The organism is Vibrio sp. B181a (assembly GCF_030248375.1).
In the GTDB taxonomy this organism is placed as follows: Bacteria; Pseudomonadota; Gammaproteobacteria; order Enterobacterales; family Vibrionaceae; genus Vibrio; species Vibrio campbellii.
In genome coordinates this window covers 1-18,454 of record NZ_JAHGAD010000028.1, presented here as the reverse complement: position 1 = coordinate 18,454, position 18,454 = coordinate 1, and the positions used below count along the sequence as shown (strand labels likewise).

General features: G+C 45.7%; 18 protein-coding genes. 11 read left to right on the top strand and 7 right to left on the bottom strand.

What is annotated here, in order from left to right; all coding sequences use genetic code 11:
* Positions 1 to 158 precede the first annotated feature (158 nt).
* Positions 159 to 425: an alternative ribosome-rescue factor A gene (locus tag KIO97_RS14735; protein WP_050913074.1), complete on the top strand. Its 267-nt coding sequence runs from the start codon at positions 159 to 161 to the stop codon at positions 423 to 425.
* On the opposite strand, the gene KIO97_RS14730 is transcribed toward KIO97_RS14735, so the two are convergent.
* Positions 422 to 1,585 (bottom strand): threonine/serine exporter family protein, encoded by a 1,164-nt coding sequence (locus tag KIO97_RS14730; protein ID WP_005433427.1) that lies wholly within the window; start codon positions 1,583 to 1,585, stop codon positions 422 to 424. The two genes, KIO97_RS14735 and KIO97_RS14730, sit on opposite strands and share 4 nt — an antisense overlap.
* Positions 1,586 to 1,948: 363 nt before the next feature.
* On the opposite strand from KIO97_RS14730, the gene KIO97_RS14725 reads away from it, so the two are divergent.
* From KIO97_RS14725 to KIO97_RS14690, 8 genes are all read left to right on the top strand, one after another.
* On the top strand, positions 1,949 to 3,391 hold the full coding sequence (locus KIO97_RS14725) for a diguanylate cyclase domain-containing protein (RefSeq protein WP_045395511.1): 1,443 nt from the start codon (positions 1,949 to 1,951) through the stop codon (positions 3,389 to 3,391).
* Positions 3,392 to 3,508: 117 nt separating this feature from the next.
* Positions 3,509 to 4,255 (top strand): outer membrane lipoprotein-sorting protein, encoded by a 747-nt coding sequence (locus tag KIO97_RS14720; protein ID WP_182052588.1) that lies wholly within the window; start codon positions 3,509 to 3,511, stop codon positions 4,253 to 4,255.
* A 66-nt stretch (positions 4,256 to 4,321) separates the two neighbouring features.
* Positions 4,322 to 5,551 carry an FtsX-like permease family protein gene (locus KIO97_RS14715; protein ID WP_182052587.1) on the top strand — a complete coding sequence of 410 codons (1,230 nt, stop codon included), beginning with the start codon at positions 4,322 to 4,324 and terminating at the stop codon, positions 5,549 to 5,551.
* Complete coding sequence (locus tag KIO97_RS14710) at positions 5,541 to 6,776, top strand: FtsX-like permease family protein (RefSeq protein WP_182052586.1); 1,236 nt, start codon at positions 5,541 to 5,543, stop codon at positions 6,774 to 6,776. The genes KIO97_RS14715 and KIO97_RS14710 overlap by 11 nt, the downstream gene beginning before the upstream one ends.
* A complete protein-coding gene (locus tag KIO97_RS14705; RefSeq protein ID WP_285383193.1) occupies positions 6,776 to 7,489 on the top strand; it encodes an ABC transporter ATP-binding protein in 714 nt (237 codons plus the stop codon). Before KIO97_RS14710 ends, KIO97_RS14705 begins: the two co-directional genes overlap by 1 nt.
* Entirely contained in the window at positions 7,482 to 8,741 is a 1,260-nt protein-coding gene (locus KIO97_RS14700; RefSeq protein WP_285383191.1) for a hypothetical protein, read from the top strand. The genes KIO97_RS14705 and KIO97_RS14700 overlap by 8 nt, the downstream gene beginning before the upstream one ends.
* A gap of 162 nt (positions 8,742 to 8,903) precedes the next feature.
* The gene (locus KIO97_RS14695) at positions 8,904 to 10,904 is read left to right on the top strand and encodes a methyl-accepting chemotaxis protein (RefSeq protein ID WP_285383189.1); all 2,001 of its coding nucleotides are present in this window, start codon (positions 8,904 to 8,906) and stop codon (positions 10,902 to 10,904) included.
* Positions 10,905 to 11,167: 263 nt separating this feature from the next.
* Positions 11,168 to 11,647 (top strand): Dps family protein, encoded by a 480-nt coding sequence (locus KIO97_RS14690; protein ID WP_285383187.1) that lies wholly within the window; start codon positions 11,168 to 11,170, stop codon positions 11,645 to 11,647.
* Between the two features lie 107 nt (positions 11,648 to 11,754).
* On the opposite strand, the gene KIO97_RS14685 is transcribed toward KIO97_RS14690, so the two are convergent.
* Positions 11,755 to 12,369 carry an HAD family hydrolase gene (locus tag KIO97_RS14685; RefSeq protein ID WP_285383185.1) on the bottom strand — a complete coding sequence of 205 codons (615 nt, stop codon included), beginning with the start codon at positions 12,367 to 12,369 and terminating at the stop codon, positions 11,755 to 11,757.
* A 125-nt stretch (positions 12,370 to 12,494) separates the two neighbouring features.
* On the opposite strand from KIO97_RS14685, the gene KIO97_RS14680 reads away from it, so the two are divergent.
* Complete coding sequence (locus KIO97_RS14680; RefSeq protein WP_285383183.1) at positions 12,495 to 13,490, top strand: S66 peptidase family protein; 996 nt, start codon at positions 12,495 to 12,497, stop codon at positions 13,488 to 13,490.
* A 27-nt stretch (positions 13,491 to 13,517) separates the two neighbouring features.
* Here KIO97_RS14680 and KIO97_RS14675 read toward each other — a convergent pair whose 3' ends face one another.
* From KIO97_RS14675 to KIO97_RS14660, 4 genes are all read right to left on the bottom strand, one after another.
* Positions 13,518 to 14,594 carry a PQQ-dependent sugar dehydrogenase gene (locus KIO97_RS14675; protein WP_285383182.1) on the bottom strand — a complete coding sequence of 359 codons (1,077 nt, stop codon included), beginning with the start codon at positions 14,592 to 14,594 and terminating at the stop codon, positions 13,518 to 13,520.
* 151 nt (positions 14,595 to 14,745) lie between these two features.
* Positions 14,746 to 15,894: an L-threonine dehydrogenase gene (gene yiaY / locus KIO97_RS14670; protein ID WP_045381982.1), complete on the bottom strand. Its 1,149-nt coding sequence runs from the start codon at positions 15,892 to 15,894 to the stop codon at positions 14,746 to 14,748.
* A gap of 334 nt (positions 15,895 to 16,228) precedes the next feature.
* Entirely contained in the window at positions 16,229 to 16,879 is a 651-nt protein-coding gene (gene elbB, locus KIO97_RS14665; protein ID WP_285383180.1) for an isoprenoid biosynthesis glyoxalase ElbB, read from the bottom strand.
* A gap of 12 nt (positions 16,880 to 16,891) precedes the next feature.
* Complete coding sequence (locus tag KIO97_RS14660; RefSeq protein WP_196298168.1) at positions 16,892 to 17,038, bottom strand: hypothetical protein; 147 nt, start codon at positions 17,036 to 17,038, stop codon at positions 16,892 to 16,894.
* A gap of 129 nt (positions 17,039 to 17,167) precedes the next feature.
* On the opposite strand from KIO97_RS14660, the gene yddG reads away from it, so the two are divergent.
* A complete protein-coding gene (gene yddG / locus KIO97_RS14655) occupies positions 17,168 to 18,070 on the top strand; it encodes an aromatic amino acid DMT transporter YddG (protein WP_285383177.1) in 903 nt (300 codons plus the stop codon).
* 206 nt (positions 18,071 to 18,276) lie between these two features.
* Here the strand turns inward: yddG and KIO97_RS14650 are convergent.
* Positions 18,277 to 18,454 (bottom strand): IS3 family transposase (locus KIO97_RS14650; RefSeq protein WP_373417323.1); only part of this gene is annotated, 178 nt, incomplete at its 5' end.

Here is an 18,454-nt window from a genome sequence, read left to right as displayed (position 1 = left end):
TTTGTATCTAGTCACTTTTTATACGGTGTATTTTTGATGTTTTTTCAAATAAATGACGTTGTTGTGAAGTTTTTGGGAGGCAAAATGAAATTTATTATACAAATTTGACTATTTTCCCTAATTATTGTCCAATCTGGTTCGACCATTAAGGAGGATCTATGGCGAAGAACAAATCTAATCCTCAGCCGAATGAATTGGTTCAAGATACCGAATTTGGCAGAGGCGAAATTAAAGACAATGCATTGAAAGCCGTTGTCACCAGTCAACTGTTTAGAACTCGAGTTGTAAAAGCGAAAAAAGGCAAAGGCAGCTTCAACCGGAAAGCGAAGCATAGAGGCAAAGAGCCCTATTCAAAGTTCTCACTAATGTGGATTTTGAATAGGGCTTTTTTCTTGTCTGAAGGTTATGGAGATGCGGTGTCTTAGCGTTCGATTTTGGGTGAGTAAATGGAATAGGCTGTGATTTGCCCTGCAACGATCGCCGAGAACATAAACAGCGCAGACAAACCAATGCTTGGGATCGGCAAAATCGATTGCTCAAAGACGGATTGGCTCGCACTGACCAATACACGGCTACCAGGAACCAATATGATAATGCCTTGAACAATGTAGATAGAGCCCGTCAGTTCCATCTTTTTCGCAATCCAAGTCCCGTATAGGGTTATCAGTACAGTGGTAACCCAAGTGCCCACAACCCAGCCACTTTCAAAACCAAGATAAAATGGCCCCCACATTCCCAACATTGCCACCGGCAAGCCAAGTAGAATGTCGATAGGGCGGGCATTAAAGATCACCCCAAGGCTGATTGAAATGATGAACAAGCCACTAATGTGCATCCAAATAGGAACTGCATTGGTGTAGGCGATGGATTGCGCTTGACCCCAAATGGCTTCACCGATATTAAGCCCCATGGTAATGCCGACAAACAGTTTGATCAGCGTGAGGGCGCATTGCCCCAATAAACTGGTTCCTGAAACCAAATCGTTGAACGCGAGACACTCCAGCGAGTTAGCGATCGAAAGTCCGGGCACAAACAAAACAATCGTAGCGATGCAGAGCGCCCATACTGGAATCGGCAATCCAGTGCTGGATAGGTAAGCGACAATAATGCCAGTGAACAAAGCCGCGATAAACTCAACCGCAATTGCACGTCTCGCTCGGCAAACTTGCTGACATCCCCAGACCATAAAGCCGAGAATAAAAGCAAAGCCGACTGCCTCTAGGGTACTGCCAACCAACATTAAGTAAGCGGGTGGAATACCCATGTTTGCCAATGCGATGATCCATGAAGGATATCCCGCAGGTTCAGGGACAGGTTCGCTACTTGGTTGATTGATACGAATAATGGTGTTGGCCAGCAAACTCAAGTTAATGGAAGCTGGTTTCAGGCGTTTGAGTACCACTGCGTTGTTGTCATCAGGAAACTGATAATTGATCGCGGTTGGTGTGGCTTGAATCATCACATCCACGCCATGTTTTTGCGCATAGTGCTGAGTGTATTTCTCTACTTTGTAAGGTGCACAACCACTGCGATGCAAGGTATCGCCAATTTCGACGATTTTGTTAATTCTATATTGAGAAGGCATGGCGAAAGCGAAAATTTCGGGTCACAAAAAAATTGCGCGTAAGTTAACAAAGTGATTCTTATCGAGCGAATAATCATTACTTTTTTGATGTGATTTTGTGGGCTGTGTCAGGTGTTGTTTCGTTTATCGCGGATTTGCATCGAGAACGGTTGGTACTATCGCACTTTCATTCATATAAATGTCATAATAATTCGCGATAAATTAATAAATACTTCTAGCAATAAAGTACCGTTTTTCAGATGAAGTGTATTAATTTAGATTCATATCAATAAGAGTCTCTTCCCATATCTAAAAGCTCTGCTATATCTTTAGTTCGATTTAAGTCTTAGATAACTCTTTCGGACAGGGTGGCGAGAAGTAGGAATGACTCTCATACGTTATAGTACTTATGTTTGGAAAAACACCACGTTTAGCATTGCTCTATTAATAGTGGGCGTGCTGCATAGTGCTGTGACGTATGGTCATGAGACCCAGCAAGAGACTCTCGTTATCGCCAATTCAAAAGCGTGGAAGCCTTTCTCTTATCTCACACCAGATGGTGAGCCTAAGGGCATCTTAATTGATTTTTGGCGTGAGTATGCCGTTAGAAATGATGTTCATGTTCAGTTTCTTCTGCTTGATTGGGAAGACTCTTTGCTCGCAGTGAAAGAGGGTAGAGCAGACATTCATGCAGGGCTCATATTTTCTGAAGAGCGCAACCAGTACCTAAATTTTGGCACTGTGATCATGCCTATTGATACCCAACTGTACGTGAACAGCGACCTTTTAGGCATCGATGTTGATTCGGTGTTGGCTGGGGAGTCTGCGATGGAGGTGGGGTTAGTTAAAGGGGGATACGAAGAGACTTTCGTTCGTAAGCGTTATCCCAACGCCGCAATCAAACAGTTTGCGAATAATGATGCATTATTAAAAGCCGTTACCGACAAAAAGATATTTCTGTTTGTGGTCGATACTCAAGTGTCTAATTTCTATATGGCGACGACATCAGATGCAGTGACGTTCCTGCCTGCATTACACCTTTATAGCAAAAGCTTGAGAATCGCGACGGGAGAGGCGAGCTCAGAGTCGATCGAAGCCATCTCCAAGAAATTTGAAACGGTGTTGGAAGCCGACAAAGATCGAATTTTAAGTCGTTGGATCCACGTTAAAACGGTTTATCCCGCCTATCTAGCGCCCCTTGCTGTGTTTGCTCTTATTATCGCGGCTATGTTCCATATCTTTTCACTCAAACGCACGGTGGCTCTGCGCACGCGGCAACTCACTATGGCGAATCAACAGCTTTTTGAGCTCACCCTGACTGACCCTCTCACTAAGCTTTATAATCGACGTCACTTGATTGAGCGTTTAGCGACGTTAAGTAACGTAAGGCGAAACTTGACCGTGATGGTGTTTGATATTGATGACTTCAAATCCATCAATGACCAATTCGGGCATGTGGTTGGCGATCAAGCCATTATCGCCGTTGCGAATACGGCGAGAACCGTGATCGATGAAAGAATGACGTTGGCACGCATTGGTGGTGAAGAGTTCGCTTTGGTGACAGCTTCGCTCTCTGCTGAAGAAGCTGAAGTACTCGCACGTACAATTTGCACCCAAGTGCATTGCTCTCCAGTGACTTTGGATGGACAAACGATTAGCGTGAGTATCAGTTTAGGCTGTGCGTATTATCCAAAATTTGATGAACAACCAAGCCTGCAAGATGCAGATCAACTCATGTACCGTGGCAAGGCAAATGGGAAGAATCGTGCAGTGTTCCAAATCATTAACAGAAACAAAGTTGAGCCATTACTTCGTAAAGCTCAGTGAAACTTTGAGCGAGCTCTCGCTGACCTCTATTCTCTTCTTGCTATACTGATCTGAACTCTCTGTTTTTATTGTTATTTCTGATGCTAATCGTGTCGGGATTCAGTGCCGAGGACAGTTATGCGTACTGCTTTGTTATCTCTCATGTGTTTGTTCACTTCATTTACCGTTGCTGCTGAAAGTGCCTTAGAAATCGTGCAAAAATCAGATCAGGCAATGCGCGGCGATTCCAGTTATACCGAATCCACTATGGAGATCATTCGTCCTGATTGGACTCGGTCGATGACCATGAAAAGCTGGACCAAAGGGACGGATTTGTCTTTGGTGTTGGTTACGGCGCCAGCCAAAGATAAAGGCAGCGCTTCTCTAAAACGACAAAGAGAAATGTGGAATTGGGTACCGAGCATTGAACGCGTCATCAAAATTGCGCCATCTATGTTGAGCCAATCGTGGATGGGCTCAGACTTCACCAATGATGACTTGATCAACCAGTCTTCTATCGTGGTCGATTATCAGCATCAACTAAAAGGTGAGGATGTGTTTGATGGCGACAAGGTTTGGGTGATAGACGCCTTCGCAAAGCCAGATGCCCCAGTGGTTTGGAGCAAAGTAACATTGTGGATTTCCAAATCGACCTACCTACAGCGCAAAGTAGAATTCTACGATGAGTTTGATGAGCGAGTGAACGTGATGACGACTTATGACGTGGAAGAACTCGGTGGGAGGAAATTAGCGACCAGAATGGAAATGCAGCCGCTTGATAAGCCAGACAATAAAACCGTACTCATCACCCACCAAGCACAGTTTGATTTTGATATCGATGACGGTTTTTTCTCTCAGCAACAGATGAAATCGCTGCGCGACTAAGTTTGGGTAAATGAACGGCTAAAAGAAGAAACGGATAATCAAACATCAACGGAAGGATACGAATCAATGCTTGTGAAACTGGCTTGGCGAAACCTCTGGCGACAAAAGCGCAGGACACTACTGACGGCGTCTGCGTTGGCATTGGTGTTGTTTCTTTCGCTTATTACACGAGCGTTTCAAGAAGGCAGTTATACGTCCAATATCAAAAATGCCGCCAAGTTTTATACGGGTCTGATTCAACTGCAAAACCCCGAGTTTGGTGACTCTTCCAGCATTGATGATGTCTTGCCGCAAACCAACACCTTCATTTCGGCGGCGAAAAACAATCCCAATATTGATGTGGTATTACCTCGGGTAGAGTCTTTTGCTTTAGCCGCAAAAGATGAACGCTCAAAGGGTGTGATGGTACTAGGCGTTGAGCCTGAAGCTGAAGATCGGTACTCCAATATCAGCGACAAATTGATTGAGGGAAGCTACATCCAATCAGGGCAAAAATCAGTGTTAGTTGGTGGTGGTTTAGCGAATTATTTGCAACTCAAGGTTGGCGATGAACTGGTGCTATATGGTGCCGGTTATCGAGGACAGACCGCGGCAGGTTTGTATCAAATCTCGGGCATTCTTCATTTTCCTTTGCCGCAGCTTGATTCTCAGTTGGTGTACATGCCGCTCGATACTGCGCAAAACCTGTATTCATTGGATGGCCAAGTTACCGCATGGGTTTTGAATACTGAGAGTCTAAGAGACTTACCTGATACCGTTGAACAACTTAAAGCCGAGTATGGCAAAAATGTCGCTGTGAAGGATTGGAAAGAGTTGTCGCCAGAAATGGCACAGCAAATCGCCTTAGATAAAGCGGGCGGTATTTTCTTGATTTATATTCTCTACGGCATTGTTGGTTTTGGCTTGTTTGCGACTATCTTGATGACAACATTAGAACGCCAACGTGAGTTCGCAGTCATGCTGGCAACCGGAATGCTGCGTTCTAAGCTCGCCCTTCTGCTCACGATAGAGTCTCTGTTTATGTCCGTCATTGGCATCATTATTGGATTTATCGTTAGTGCTCCTGTGTTGGGGTATTTCTATTTTAATCCAATCGAAATTACCGGCGATGCTGCCAAGCTCATGCGCGAAAGTGGTTTTGAACCTATTGTGCCCGTTTCGCTCGACCCACACTTACTGCTCAATCAAATCGCCGTCGTGCTGTTCATTCTCTTGTTGTGTTTACTTTACCCAATGATTCGTATGCTTCGAATGCCTATTGCGGCAGGGTTAAAAGGAGGTGCTCATGCTGGTTAAGTTGGCTTGGCGTAACTTGTGGCGTAACAAGTTGAGAACCTCAATCATGCTCGGTGCGATGGTATTTGGCTTGATGGGCGTGGTTGCCATGATGGGGTTTATGAATGGCTTGGTCGATAGCATGATCAAGAACGCTATCTCTTGGCAAACCAGTCACTTTCAGATCCAGCAAAAGTCCTACTTGGTCAATCCTGAGCTAAAAGATGTGATTCCCGATGCGAATAAGATAGGCAAAGTGTTATCGGCTAATCGAGAAGTGAAAGTCATTTCTGAGCGATTTCTAGCAGATGGCATGATAGCGTCGGCGCGCAGCACACGTGGTATTCGCATCAACGGCGTTAATATCGAGCAAGAGCAAAACATCACGCCACTCTCGAAACATATTGTCGACGGGGAATGGTTGAGTGAAGAAGGCAGAAATCCGATTTTGGTGTCGAGCAAGATAGCCGAACGATTAAAGCTACGTGTCGGCTCCAAAGTCGTACTCACTTTGTCTGATGTCAATGGGGAGGTTGCAGGCGCGGCATTTCGTGTTCGAGGTATATTCAAAACACCATCGACAGGGTTTGATGACGGTAATGTTTACGTCCGCAAAGCAGATCTTGAAAAGGTCGCGGGGCTGAGTGGCACACACGAAATCGCGATACTCCTTACTTCTAATAACGATACTGAGCTCAAGCAGATACTGGCGTTCACTCACTCTATTTTGCCGCCGGAAAGTAAAGACTTGCTCAGCGTGAGACCTTGGCAAGAGATCCAACCTTTGCTCTCGACCATGATGAGCACAATGGATGTTTCCAACCAAGTGATGCTGGTGGTGTTTGTGTTGGCGATGACCCTTGGCATCATCAATATCATGTTGATGTCGGTGTTTGAACGCACACGAGAGTTCGGTGTGTTAATGGCTGTCGGGATGCAAAAACACAAGATACGCTTGTTGATCGTTTTTGAAACCTTGTTCCTCGGATTAAGCGGTTGTGCGCTTGGGTTGCTCGGGAGTGCAATTATGCTCAAGGTGCTGAGTGTTACTGGATTGTCGCTGGCTGGTATGGCGGAAGGGCTGGGGGCTTATGGCGTAGATACCTTGCTCTATCCACGGGTATCAATAACGGAATATCAAATGATCATTGTCGCGATTTTTGTTGCCAGCCTTATCGCAGCCCTGTATCCCGCACGACAAATTTTGAAGCATCGACCTGTGGATGCCATGGCGGAGAAAAGCTAATGACCATCAAACTAGAAAAACTAACTAAGATTTACAACGCCGATGGTGATTTCCCTGTGCACGCAGTGCAGTCGGTAGACTTGGAGATTAAGCAGGGTGAGTTCGTTGCGATCATGGGGCCATCTGGTTCGGGTAAAACGACGTTGCTGAACATGATTGGCGGTATTGATGCCCCAAGCTCTGGCAAAGTGGAAATCGACGGTTGTATGATTTCATCGATGTCAGAAAAAGAACTGATTGCCTATCGTCGCGATAATATAGGCTTCATCTTCCAAGACTACAGTTTGTTACCTGTGTTAACCGCGCTTGAGAATGTGGAATTCGTCATGCAGCTGCAAGGTAAAACCGAGCGAGAATGCCGTGAACGTGCGACGTCCTTGCTTGAACAAGTGAGGTTAGCGGAACAAATGAATAAGGTGCCAGGCAATATGTCCGGCGGGCAGCAGCAGCGCGTTGCGGTTGCTCGTGCTTTAGCGCCGAAGCCTCGTTTTGTCATGGCGGACGAACCCACTGCCAATCTAGACGCCAAAAGCACCGCGGAGCTGCTCGACATTATGGAGCAACTGAGTGAACAAGAAGGAACGACGTTTATCTTCTCGACTCACGATCCGCGAGTGATAAAACGTGCACACCGAATTATCGTGTTTGAAGACGGTCGTTTAGCGCGTGATTTCAGTAATATCGATAATCGCGCAGAGAGGTCGCATGCATAAAGCTGTTTCCCATTTGTCTGCGATTTGTACCAACGCTCTCCGATTACATACTTACTTGCCAAGAACGAATACAAGTGCAGTGTTTATCAAGGCGTTAAGTCTTTCTCTGCTTAGCCTTCAGGCTGGTGGCGTCTTTTCTGCGGTTCCCGGATTAGAGCCACAAAAGTCATGGGATTTGGATGGTTACATCAAATACATGGCAACCTACAGTATTCCTGATGGCGCTGATAATACGTTTGATAACCTAATACACAATCGACTTAACTTTGAATACCGTTTTTCTTCTAGTTTGCGAGTGAATGTTGGGCTACGAAATCGAGTACTCTGGGGCGATTCTAACAACTTTCCAGGCTATGCCGATTTGGTTGCGTTGGATTCTGGTTACATGGATTTAAGCAAAAACTGGCATGAAGATGATGTGATCATCAACAGTCAGCTTGATCGCTTGTATCTCACTTGGCTGCAAGATGACTGGGGAGCGCAACTAGGGCGCTTCCGTATTAACTGGTCGATGAATACGATATGGAATCCAAACGATATCTACAATGCGTATTCGATTTACGATTTTGATTATGAAGAACGGGCAGGCACGGATGCCGTCATGTTGAGCAGGAAGCTGGGTTTTGCCGATGGGGTCGATTTGGTGTTTTCGCCTGCTCGTGAATCAGGGCAAAACAGTGCCTCACTGCGTTATTTCGCCAATCAATCGGGATGGGATTACCAGTTTATTGCAGGCCGAGCTCGGATGGATTACGTACTCGGCGCTGGTTTTGCAACGGATGTGTTTGATGCGGGTTTTCGAGGAGAACTCACGTGGTTTGATCCCATTGATCCAGAATTTGAAGGTGAACCGACCAAAAAGACCGCGGTTGCCAGTTTTGAATCGGATTACAGCTTTGGCGGAGAACGCAGTTGGATGGGGCGCGCAGCGTGGTTATTTATCTCCGAACCGCAAGATGCATCGAGCGCATTGGCGTATTTGAACCTTCCTCTCGATGCAAAAACATTGAGCTTTACACGAAATACATGGTATGCCGATATGAGCTTTGATTTAACGCCTTTAAATCGTGTCACGCTCTCGGCCAGCTACTACGATGACCATTCCTATTTCCTTGGTATGTCGAGTAACTACTCCCTCGCTAATGACTGGCAATTACTTACAGTAATCCAAAGCTTTAACGGCAGCAGTGGTAGCTTGTTTGGCGAAGCGCCTGCGACTCTGTTGTTTGCGAACGTAAAGTACAGCTTTTGATGCTGACTGTTCCTTTATCAGTAAAATAAATCGCCAATAGGTTCCCCAATTTTTACGATAAGCACCCGGATACATTCTTTTTTGTTTAACGTGTGATACATATATTTAACATTCTTATTAATCTCGTTATATTTAGGGCTCATCGTTGTCAGGAGTTTATGGATGAACCTTACGATATCAGGGAAGTTGCAGCTCAGTTTTGTGCTGCTAGCCGTACTTTTTATGGCATCAGCGGTATTCACGTATCGCAACGTTACCACCGTAGAGCAATACGCCTCTTCGCTACTTAAATCCGATTTACCGACCGTAGACACTAGTCGCGGTATCCAACAGTCCGTTCAAGCGTCGCTGTCCTCTATTCGAGCCTACATGTTGCTAGGTGGCGATGAAGAGGCGAGCGCACGTCTAAGTGAGGACGTACGCAATATCATGGCATCTACAGACGAGTCACTTCCAACGTTGCAGGCTTTGATCTCTGAACAGGATTTTCAAGCGATCCAAAGCCAGTGGGACGCAGTAAAAGTTTCTCTAAACAAGCTGATTGAACTTAGCCACAGTGATGAGAACTTACCCGCGCACAACCTCTTTATTAACGAAGCGGCACCCATTGCAGAAGTGGCACTTGATCAGCTTCAAAGCTTAATCAACGAAGAGTCTGGAAACCCATTTGGTGGAGACAGAAAGCGTCTGTTTAAAGTCTACGCCGACAGCTATACCTCGCTCGCCAATGCATTGTCTGCTCTGCGAGATTTCCTGTTGTACGGGCAGCAAGATCATCTGGACAAATACCATGACTTGATTAAGTACCACAATCAGTCTGTCGCGGAAATCGACAGCAAACTCGACAGACTGACTGATAACGACCAATCATTGTGGTCACTGTTTAAAGAAATGCAACAACTGTACTTTCCTTTAGCAGAGCAGGTAATTGCATTACGTCAGTCACCAGAATGGAACGAATCAAACTTGTTGATGGCGAACGAACTGTTGCCTGCAGCAGATGCACTAGACCAAAGCTTAGAGACGATCGTATTGGCGCAGCAAAGTCGTGCAGATCAAAGCGGGCAGGGCATTAATCAGTCGATCAAGAACGTACTCACCACCATGCTGATTGCGGCGGCATTGGTTTTGTTTTCCGCAGTCGCTATTTCAAAATACATGGGCAATACCATTGGTCGCCGAGTGAAAAACTTATCGGAGCGAGCAAAGACGATCGCTTCAGGGGACGTTTCTCAGCCTCCGCTCACGGTTGTGGGGAAAGATGAATTGGCAGATCTTACCGATTCGATTAACCGCATGAACCAATCGTTAGCGAGCATTGTGGCAGGGGTAAGTGAGAAAGCGAACCAAGTGGATACCAGTATGGGAGCTTTGTTGAAATCGGCGCAAGTCACCTCATCGAATGTAGAGCAGCAACAGACCAGCATTGTTGAAATGGGAAGCCAATTGGATGAAATCGCTTTAGCCGCGCGTAACACCCTAGATCAAGCCAATCAATCGGTGCAGAAGCTTTCTGATTCAAAAGGCGAGATTGAACAAGGTCGTGATGCTTTAGAGCAAAACAAAGTCACCATGGAAAGCTTGCACGGCAGCATTGAAACCGCGAGTACGCAAGTGACGCAGTTAAGCAAAGAGAGCGAAGCCATTGGTCGAGTTACTGAAGTGATTGAAGGCTTGGCAGAGCAAACCAATTTATTGGCATTGAATGCGGCGATAGAAGCGGCGCGTGCGGGTGATCAAGGGCGAGGCTTTGCGGTTGTGGCGGACGAAGTACGTATGTTAGCGACTCGCACTACTCAATCGACGACAGAAATCAACGGCATCATCAATGCGATTCAACGTTCGACTAATTCAGTGGTTGAGGAAATTGAACACAGCCAATCACTTGCAGAGCAGGGTGCAGAGCACATTGAAAAAGCGGTCACTCGTTTGCTCGCTACTACTGAGCAAATCGGTTCTTTGAATGAGCAAATGGCAGAACTTGCGGCAGCGGCAGAGCAGCAATCGCATGCGACCAATTCGATCACGGGATTGATGTCTGATATTACTCAATCAGTGGACGAAGTTTCGAATAACAGTCAACGTGCATCAGAGACGTCATTGCAAGTAAAAGAACAAGTTACTGAGCTGAATCAACAGATGGCAACTTTCAAGACCGCATAAACTTTATCTAGAAAAGCAAAAGCCCAGTACCTTGCAATAAGATACTGGGCTTTTTGTTGGATGATACGCCGGTATTCGTCTACTTGCTCATTGGATTTGGCTATTTAAATCATAGCTAAAACCAAATTTTCTTCACCGAGGCGGAGTCGTAATATGACTCCATCGGCAGCAAATACTGCAAAAGAATTTTTAAACTTTATACCAATCCCGGTAAGAGAATCGTTCGTTACTACGATTGGTATCATCCTTCTAGGAGCAAGATTATGAATAAACAAGTAAGCCTAATTGGTCTAGACAGCGAACAATCAGCACAACTAGCTCAACAACTCAATCAGCTACTAGCGCATTACCAAGTGTTGTACATGAACTCACGTGGTTACCACTGGAACATCAAAGGTCAGCAATTCTTCGAACTGCACGTAAAATTTGAAGAGATCTACACGGATCTACAAACAAAAATCGACGAGCTTGCAGAGCGTATTCTAACCTTGGGTCATACTCCAGCACACGCATTCAGCAACTACTTGGAAGCAAGTGAAATTAAAGAACATCAAAACGCGACTTCTGGTGAGGAGTGTGTACACGGTCTGGTTCAAGGCTTTAGCGTTCTACTTCTAAAACAGCGTGAGATTCTACAAAACGCGGGTGAAGCAGATGACGAAGGTACAGCGGCATTGATGGGTGACTACATCCGTGAGCAAGAAAAATTAATGTGGATGCTTAACGCTTACCTACAAGGCTAAGCGACGCATCACCCAAGCAATCGTTGGGAACGCATGAAACAATCGGGAATAAGTCATAAGGGGCACGTTGGTGCCCCTTTTTTTGTTTGCGTGTTTTATGTGCGTGTTTATGTTCGCGGTAAGGATTGGAAATGGTTCAACAAATCACTGAGTTCGCTAAGCGCCAACGAGGCTGAGTCATTGAAGGTTTCTTGATTACCGTGATGAACAAGGCAAGAGGGCATCCGCGCGTTGTACGCAGCCTGTAAGTCATAAAGATAATCGCCAACATAAAGCACTTCATCTGGCATTAAGCGCCACTCCTTCGCCAATACCTGCAAAGATAGTGGGTCTGGCTTGGGCGGGAAACACTCGCGAGTGATAACTCGCTCCACTGAAATTTGGTTGTGTTCTAGCTTGCGTTGCGTGGCGATTTGACAGTTGCGCGTCACGATAGCGGTTTTGATTTCATTTTGATGCAAGTGAGCGAGCAATTCATGACAGCCGAGCATGGGGGCGGACTGCTCAGCATCAGAAATCTCGTAATCAAATATCACGTTATGAGCGTGCTCTCGATGATGAGGGTGCTCAAGTGCTTCGACAAAATCTAATAGATCTTCACTCTGCGGACAACCGAGCTGTCGACGCAGTTCACCGAAGTTCATATCAGAACTCACCAAGGTGTTGTCTAAATCGAACACCACGGCTTTAATTTTATCGAGCTGTAAAGGGAATGGATTCATAATGACCTCGTACAACTTAACCGAACTATCGTTTTAAAAAACAAAAGGTTATTGTTAAGTTTAGATTGTTCTGCTTAGATTGTACGAAAATAAATCAACCATGTATCACAAAACAAGGACGAGCCATGATCATTCCTAAACCATTACAAAAAGGCGACACCATCGGCTTTTTCTCTCCGTCATCTCCAGCCACGGTATTTGCTCCAGAACGTTTTGAGCGGGCTAAAGCGTATGTGGAAGCACATGGTTACCAGGTAAAAGCAGGCTGCTTAACGGGTAAAACTGACCAATATCGCTCGGGTTCGATTCAAGAGCGAGTAGAAGAATTGAATGCGCTGATTCGTGATCCCGAAGTGCGCTGTATTATGTCTACCATTGGTGGTTACAACAGTAACTCATTGCTACCTTACATTGATTACGAGGCGCTGAAGCAAGATCCCAAGATTATTGTTGGTTATTCGGATGTGACGGCTCTGCTCATGGGCATTTATGCACAAACTGGCATCGTTACTTTCTATGGTCCTGCTTTGGTGGCCTCTCTGGGTGAATTCCCGCCATTGGTGGACGAGACCTTCGCTTCGTTCGAATCGATAGTGAATACATTAGTTGGCTTGGAGCATCAATACATAATGCCACAAGGTTGGACGGATGAATGGATAGAGTGGGGCGAGCAAGACCGCGCAAAGCAAACCTTGCAAAACCATTGGCATTTCAAAGGCGAAGGCAAGATCACTGGGCGTTTGATTGGTGGCAACCTTAATACCATGACAGGCATCTGGGCAAGTGAGTTTATGCCGAGTATCGAACAAGGCGATATCTTGCTGGTGGAAGATTGTTTGCAGGGCATTGAAACGGTCGAACGCTCTTTTGCGTTGCTTAAGCTTTCTGGTGTGTTTGATAAAGTCAGTGCGGTTGTTCTTGGCAAGCATGAAAAGTTCAACGATAAAGGCACAGGACGAGCACCTATAGACGTGTTGCTAGAAGTGCTTAACGGTCAACCACTACCGATTTTGTATGACTTTGATAGCTGCCATACTCACCCAATGCTCACCGTTCCATTGGGATCGACCATGACGCTCGATTTTGACAATGAAACAGTGGCAGTGAGTTTAAAGAGCTAGCTTTTTTGGCTATCCCTTCAGACAAAACTATTTCTCCTCAAGACGAAAGATTTTGCCGCTGTCGGTAGAAAAGTAGATATAACCATCGGGGCTGATGGTTATATCTCTTACTCGCTCACCAAGATTCTCCATCAATCTTTTTGATTCGGTGAGCTTGCCATTCTCAATAGAAACCACGTTGATGTGCGCCAGTTTTAATGCACCGGCGAGGATTTTTCCGTCCAGCTCTGGGTATTTATCGCCACGGTACAAAATCATATTACTGGGTGCGATAGAAGGGATGTAAACCAGCTTGGGATCTTCCATTCCGGGAAGCGATTTGGCTTCCCCGACGTCCAATGGTCCCCAATATTCTTTGCCATGAGAGACTTTTGCCCAGCCGTAGTTCGCGCCTTTCTTGATTAGGTTTATTTCATCGCCGCCGCGTGGTCCATGCTCAATCGACCACAGCTGTTTTGTTGCTTCATCGTAAAACATACCTTGTGGGTTGCGGTGCCCGTAACTCCATATCTCAGGACGAGCTTCGGAAGGTTTGAATGGGTTGTCTTGCGGAACCGAACCATCAAGGTTGAGACGAAGAATACTGCCAGCATGGGTTTGAGTGTCTTGCCCATTATCACGTTCGCCACGGTCACCAATTGAGAAGTAAACTTTGTCGTCAATAAATGAAATTCGACTGCCGTAGTGACGCCCTGTGTCGGTGATGGCATCAGCAATAAAGAGATCTTTCCAACCCAGAAGCTGATTGTTTTGCAATTGCGCCGTCGCTAACGCTACCGTATTGCCGTTGCTCGTGCGCTTGCTGTAGGTAAAGAAGAGTTGTGGGTTTTGCTTATCGGCATTCGGTGCTAGCGCGACATCCAATAAGCCAGCTTGTCCACTGGCGTTCAGATTGGGAACGTTAAACAGCTTTTGAGGTTTGCCTGTGGTGATATCCAGCAACGAAACCGTACCGCTCTTTTCATTGACGATAACGCGTTGGCTATCTAAGAACTCGATCCCCCAAGGGATCTGAAATCCATTCGCCACTTCGTTAGCGCGGTATTCGGCAGCGTTGGCAGAAAAGGATAAACAAGCGAGTAGGGCAGCAGCAATCGTTCTCATGGTTCCTTCCAATATGAATCGTATTATTGCTTAAAAGCTAACACTAAAAGAGAACGTTTGTCAGAGCATGAGTAGTATCAGAATGTAAAAAATCCCCGATACGAGATCGGGGATTGAATTAAGGCAATAGAGAATTGTTTAGTTAGCGAGATTACATCGCTTCTTCGAAGATCTTAGAGATTTCTTCGTGAGTTGCTTGTTTAGGGTTAGTGAAACCACAAGCGTCTTTCAGTGCGTTGTCTGCTAGTGTTGGGATGTCTTCTAGCTTCGCACCAAGCTCCTTGATACCTGCAGGGATGCCCACATCTTTCGCTAGAGTTACGATAGCGTCGATAGCTGCTGCCGCACCTTGTTCTGCTGACATACCTTCTACATCTACGCCCATTGCTTTCGCTACATCACGTAGGCGCTCTGGACATACTTGCGCGTTGTAACGCTGTACGTGAGGTAGAAGAATCGCGTTACAAACACCGTGTGGAAGGTCGTAGAAGCCACCTAGTTGGTGTGCCATTGCGTGCACGTAACCTAGAGACGCGTTGTTGAACGCCATACCCGCCATGAACTGTGCGTATGCCATTTGCTCACGAGCTTCTAGATCTTCACCATTTTTCACTGCTGTGCGTAGGTACGCTTGGATAAGTTCAATCGCTTTGATTGCTACCGCATCAGTGATTGGTGTTGCCGCGATAGATACGTAAGCTTCAATCGCGTGAGTTAGGGCATCCATACCTGTTGCCGCAGTTAGCGAAGCAGGTTTAGCTAGCATTAGCTCTGGATCGTTTACTGAGATAAGCGGTGTTGTGTGCTTATCAACGATAGCCATCTTGATGTGACGCTCTTCGTCAGTGATGATGCAAAAACGCGTCATTTCAGATGCAGTACCTGCAGTCGTGTTGATTGCGATAAGTGGCATCATTGGTTTTGCAGACTGGTCTACGCCTTCGTAATCTGCGATTTTGCCGCCGTTAGAAGCAACAAGTGCGATACCTTTCGCACAGTCGTGTGGTGAACCACCGCCTAGAGAGATAACGAAGTCACATTCGTTATCAGTAAGAAGTGCTAAGCCGTCATTAACGTTGCTGATAGTAGGGTTTGGTTGAGTGCCATCGAATACAACGGTTTCCACGTCGCGTTCTGCCAGTAGATCTTGAACCTGCTTTACTACACCGATTTGGTTAAGAATCTTATCCGTAACAATCAAACCTTTTTTAAAGCCTTGAGATTGGATGCTGTCTGTTGCGTCTTTCAAACAACCAGCGCCCATTAGGTTTACGGTAGGGATAAAAAATGCACTTGTCATATTGGATTGCTCCGTCGTTATTTTTAATAATCTTTCTTAATCTGTCATTTACTCTTGCATACTCCATTCTTGGTTGAGATTGATCTAGAACAAGATTACCCCCTTAGAGGTACCTTTAAGGATGAAAATGTGATGCTAGTCTTGTTGCACAGTGAGCTAGTGCAACATTAAATCAACAGATGGGAAATGATTCATTTATTACGCAAACGATTGGCAAAAATGATAGGGCTAGTGTGTTTCTAGATTAAGTGAGGCGAAAGTATAAAAAATCCCCATTAATATGTTCTTTATCAACGGGGATTGCTATGGTGTGTTTTAAGCAAACGTTTTCGATTTAGGCGATTTTGACTAACTTATCAACCAGTTTTTCAATGCCTGACGCAGCTTGAGAGATATTCTCCGCTAACATATAAGCTGGAGTTGAAAGTACGTTGTGTTTCTCGTCGAAGTATATCTCATCTACCTGACAGTTTACGTGCTCTCCACCCATATGACCAAATGCAGCAGCCGTTGCTTCATCGTTACCAATTGTGCCTTGTACGCCTTGGTCGTAAATCAGAGGGATAATGGTTGGCGCGATGCATAAATAACCCGCAGGTTTGCCCGCTTGAGCGAATGCACGACACGCTTGGGCTACATGAGTATTAATCGAACATTCCGCCCCTGAGACGGCGAAGTCGGTTAAGTTTTTCGCGGCACCAAATCCACCCGGAAGCAGTAGGGCATCGTATTCATCAACGTTGAGTTTGGCGACATCATCAATGTTACCGCGAGCGATACGAGCCGATTCGATCAAGACGTTGCGTGTTTCATCCATTTCGTCACCAGTTAGGTGGTTGATGACGTGGAGTTGGTCAATGTTAGGTGCAAAGCAGTGCCAAGTTGCCCCTGCTTTCTCGATGGCGTAGAGCGCCAATACTGCTTCGTGGATCTCAGAACCGTCGTAAACGCCTGAGCCACTTAAAATAACTGCGACTTTTTTCATGATTGGATTCCTTTACTCTGAGCGTTCCTTAGATTGTTCTTCACTATCTAGACCACGCGTTTCCGAATGTGTTTCAACGTTTTCACTCTCGTCGTCTTCATCATAGTAGCGCACAACAAACGGTGTCAGCATGACACTCGAAGGTAGAAAATGTTTCATATCGACTCCAACCGCTTAATAGAGTGGTTTTTATACCTATTTTGGAAAAAGAGTACGTTGAAGCGGATCATTTTTGAGTTAAGCTGCAGTTTCCTTTGGCATCCATGAGTACTAGGTCACATAGATAATATGCAATCCTATCAATTTCGTTTCACCCTCTACGGTTGTATCGCCATTCTTTCTTGGAGCTGTTTACTCGGCATAGCAAGATTGGTGACCGAAAGCTTGGGGCCAGTAGGGGGCTCAGCCATGCTTTACTCGCTGAGCGCCATTTTCCTGTTGATTGTGGTTGGCATCCCAAAACTGTCGTATTTCTCACCCAAGTATTTAGTTCTGGGTGGAGCGATGTTTGTCTGCTACGAGATCTTCCTCGCGCTGGCATTGGGCTACTCCAATTCTCGTTCTCAGGCGATTGAAGTCTCGATCGCCAATTATCTTTGGCCAGCACTGACTGTATTGTTTGCTGTGTTGGGCAGTAACAAAAAGCCGAACTGGTTACTGTACCCGGCAGTTATGTTGGCATTCATTGGTGTGGCGTGGACGGTCAGTGGTGATAGCGGTTTATCACCAACGCAGTTAGTGGCTAATATCAGTAGCAATCCGATTGTTTACTTCATGGCATTTGCAGGCGCAGTCATCTGGGCGGTGTATTGCAATCTGACTCAAAGACAGCAATCGAAGCACAATGCGATCACTTTATTCTTTATCGCGACAGCCATTTCTTTGTGGATCAAATACGCCTTTACTGATGAGCCGCCAATGGCATTCAGTTGGGAAGCAATGGGGTACTTAATTGCGTCTGCGGCTTTAATGGCTGGTGGCTATGGATTGTGGAATATCGCGATTGTTGGCGGCAATATGGTGTTTCTCGCAACCTTGTCTTACTTTACGCCGATTTTTTCTGCTCTGTTTTCTTCTATTATTCTAGGTGTCACTCTAAGTCACAGCTTCTGGCAAGGCGTCGTAATGGTAACGGTTGGTTCGCTGATGTGTTGGTTAGTCACCAAAGAGAAGCGCGAAGCGGCTGGGTAATTCAATATACCAACCCCTCCAATCCTCCCTTTTTTTTGACATCCAAGCTCTCAACACTCTGAGCCAAAGGGGAGGGACTGGTCCTGCATTCGAGAATAATTCAGTGCTCATTGTTCGCATTCGCCGGATCAGTAGAAGAACGGCGAGCTGAAGTTAGCAAAGAATAGTTCTCCCTATTCAAATGCAAGGCACTGTTAGTGTAGTGGTCAAGTAAAACTGGCCACGGTTTTATGAGGAAACCAGAACTGTCGTTCTGATTCATTTGGTGTTAATCCACCATTATATTGATGGGGACGATGCTGGTTGTAATACCCAACCAGATAATCCGTTACTGCTTGGTTCGCTTCTAGAAAACTTCTATAGCCATTCTTTGGTACCCATTCC

Bases quoted from the DNA above. Each gene is read 5' to 3' on its own strand.
- KIO97_RS14700 (WP_285383191.1), top strand. From the start codon at position 7,482: ATGCATAAAGCTGTTTCCCATTTGTCTGCGATTTGTACCAACGCTCTC.
- KIO97_RS14715 (WP_182052587.1), top strand. From the start codon at position 4,322: ATGCTTGTGAAACTGGCTTGGCGAAACCTCTGGCGACAAAAGCGCAGG.
- KIO97_RS14680 (WP_285383183.1), top strand. From the start codon at position 12,495: ATGATCATTCCTAAACCATTACAAAAAGGCGACACCATCGGCTTTTTC.
- KIO97_RS14705 (WP_285383193.1), top strand. From the start codon at position 6,776: ATGACCATCAAACTAGAAAAACTAACTAAGATTTACAACGCCGATGGT.
- yiaY (WP_045381982.1), bottom strand. From the start codon at position 15,894: ATGACAAGTGCATTTTTTATCCCTACCGTAAACCTAATGGGCGCTGGT.
- KIO97_RS14695 (WP_285383189.1), top strand. From the start codon at position 8,904: ATGAACCTTACGATATCAGGGAAGTTGCAGCTCAGTTTTGTGCTGCTA.
- KIO97_RS14730 (WP_005433427.1), bottom strand. From the start codon at position 1,585: ATGCCTTCTCAATATAGAATTAACAAAATCGTCGAAATTGGCGATACC.
- KIO97_RS14685 (WP_285383185.1), bottom strand. From the start codon at position 12,369: ATGAATCCATTCCCTTTACAGCTCGATAAAATTAAAGCCGTGGTGTTC.
- KIO97_RS14660 (WP_196298168.1), bottom strand. From the start codon at position 17,038: ATGAAACATTTTCTACCTTCGAGTGTCATGCTGACACCGTTTGTTGTG.
- KIO97_RS14675 (WP_285383182.1), bottom strand. From the start codon at position 14,594: ATGAGAACGATTGCTGCTGCCCTACTCGCTTGTTTATCCTTTTCTGCC.
- KIO97_RS14725 (WP_045395511.1), top strand. From the start codon at position 1,949: ATGACTCTCATACGTTATAGTACTTATGTTTGGAAAAACACCACGTTT.
- KIO97_RS14710 (WP_182052586.1), top strand. From the start codon at position 5,541: ATGCTGGTTAAGTTGGCTTGGCGTAACTTGTGGCGTAACAAGTTGAGA.
- KIO97_RS14735 (WP_050913074.1), top strand. From the start codon at position 159: ATGGCGAAGAACAAATCTAATCCTCAGCCGAATGAATTGGTTCAAGAT.
- yddG (WP_285383177.1), top strand. From the start codon at position 17,168: ATGCAATCCTATCAATTTCGTTTCACCCTCTACGGTTGTATCGCCATT.
- elbB (WP_285383180.1), bottom strand. From the start codon at position 16,879: ATGAAAAAAGTCGCAGTTATTTTAAGTGGCTCAGGCGTTTACGACGGT.
- KIO97_RS14690 (WP_285383187.1), top strand. From the start codon at position 11,168: ATGAATAAACAAGTAAGCCTAATTGGTCTAGACAGCGAACAATCAGCA.
- KIO97_RS14720 (WP_182052588.1), top strand. From the start codon at position 3,509: ATGCGTACTGCTTTGTTATCTCTCATGTGTTTGTTCACTTCATTTACC.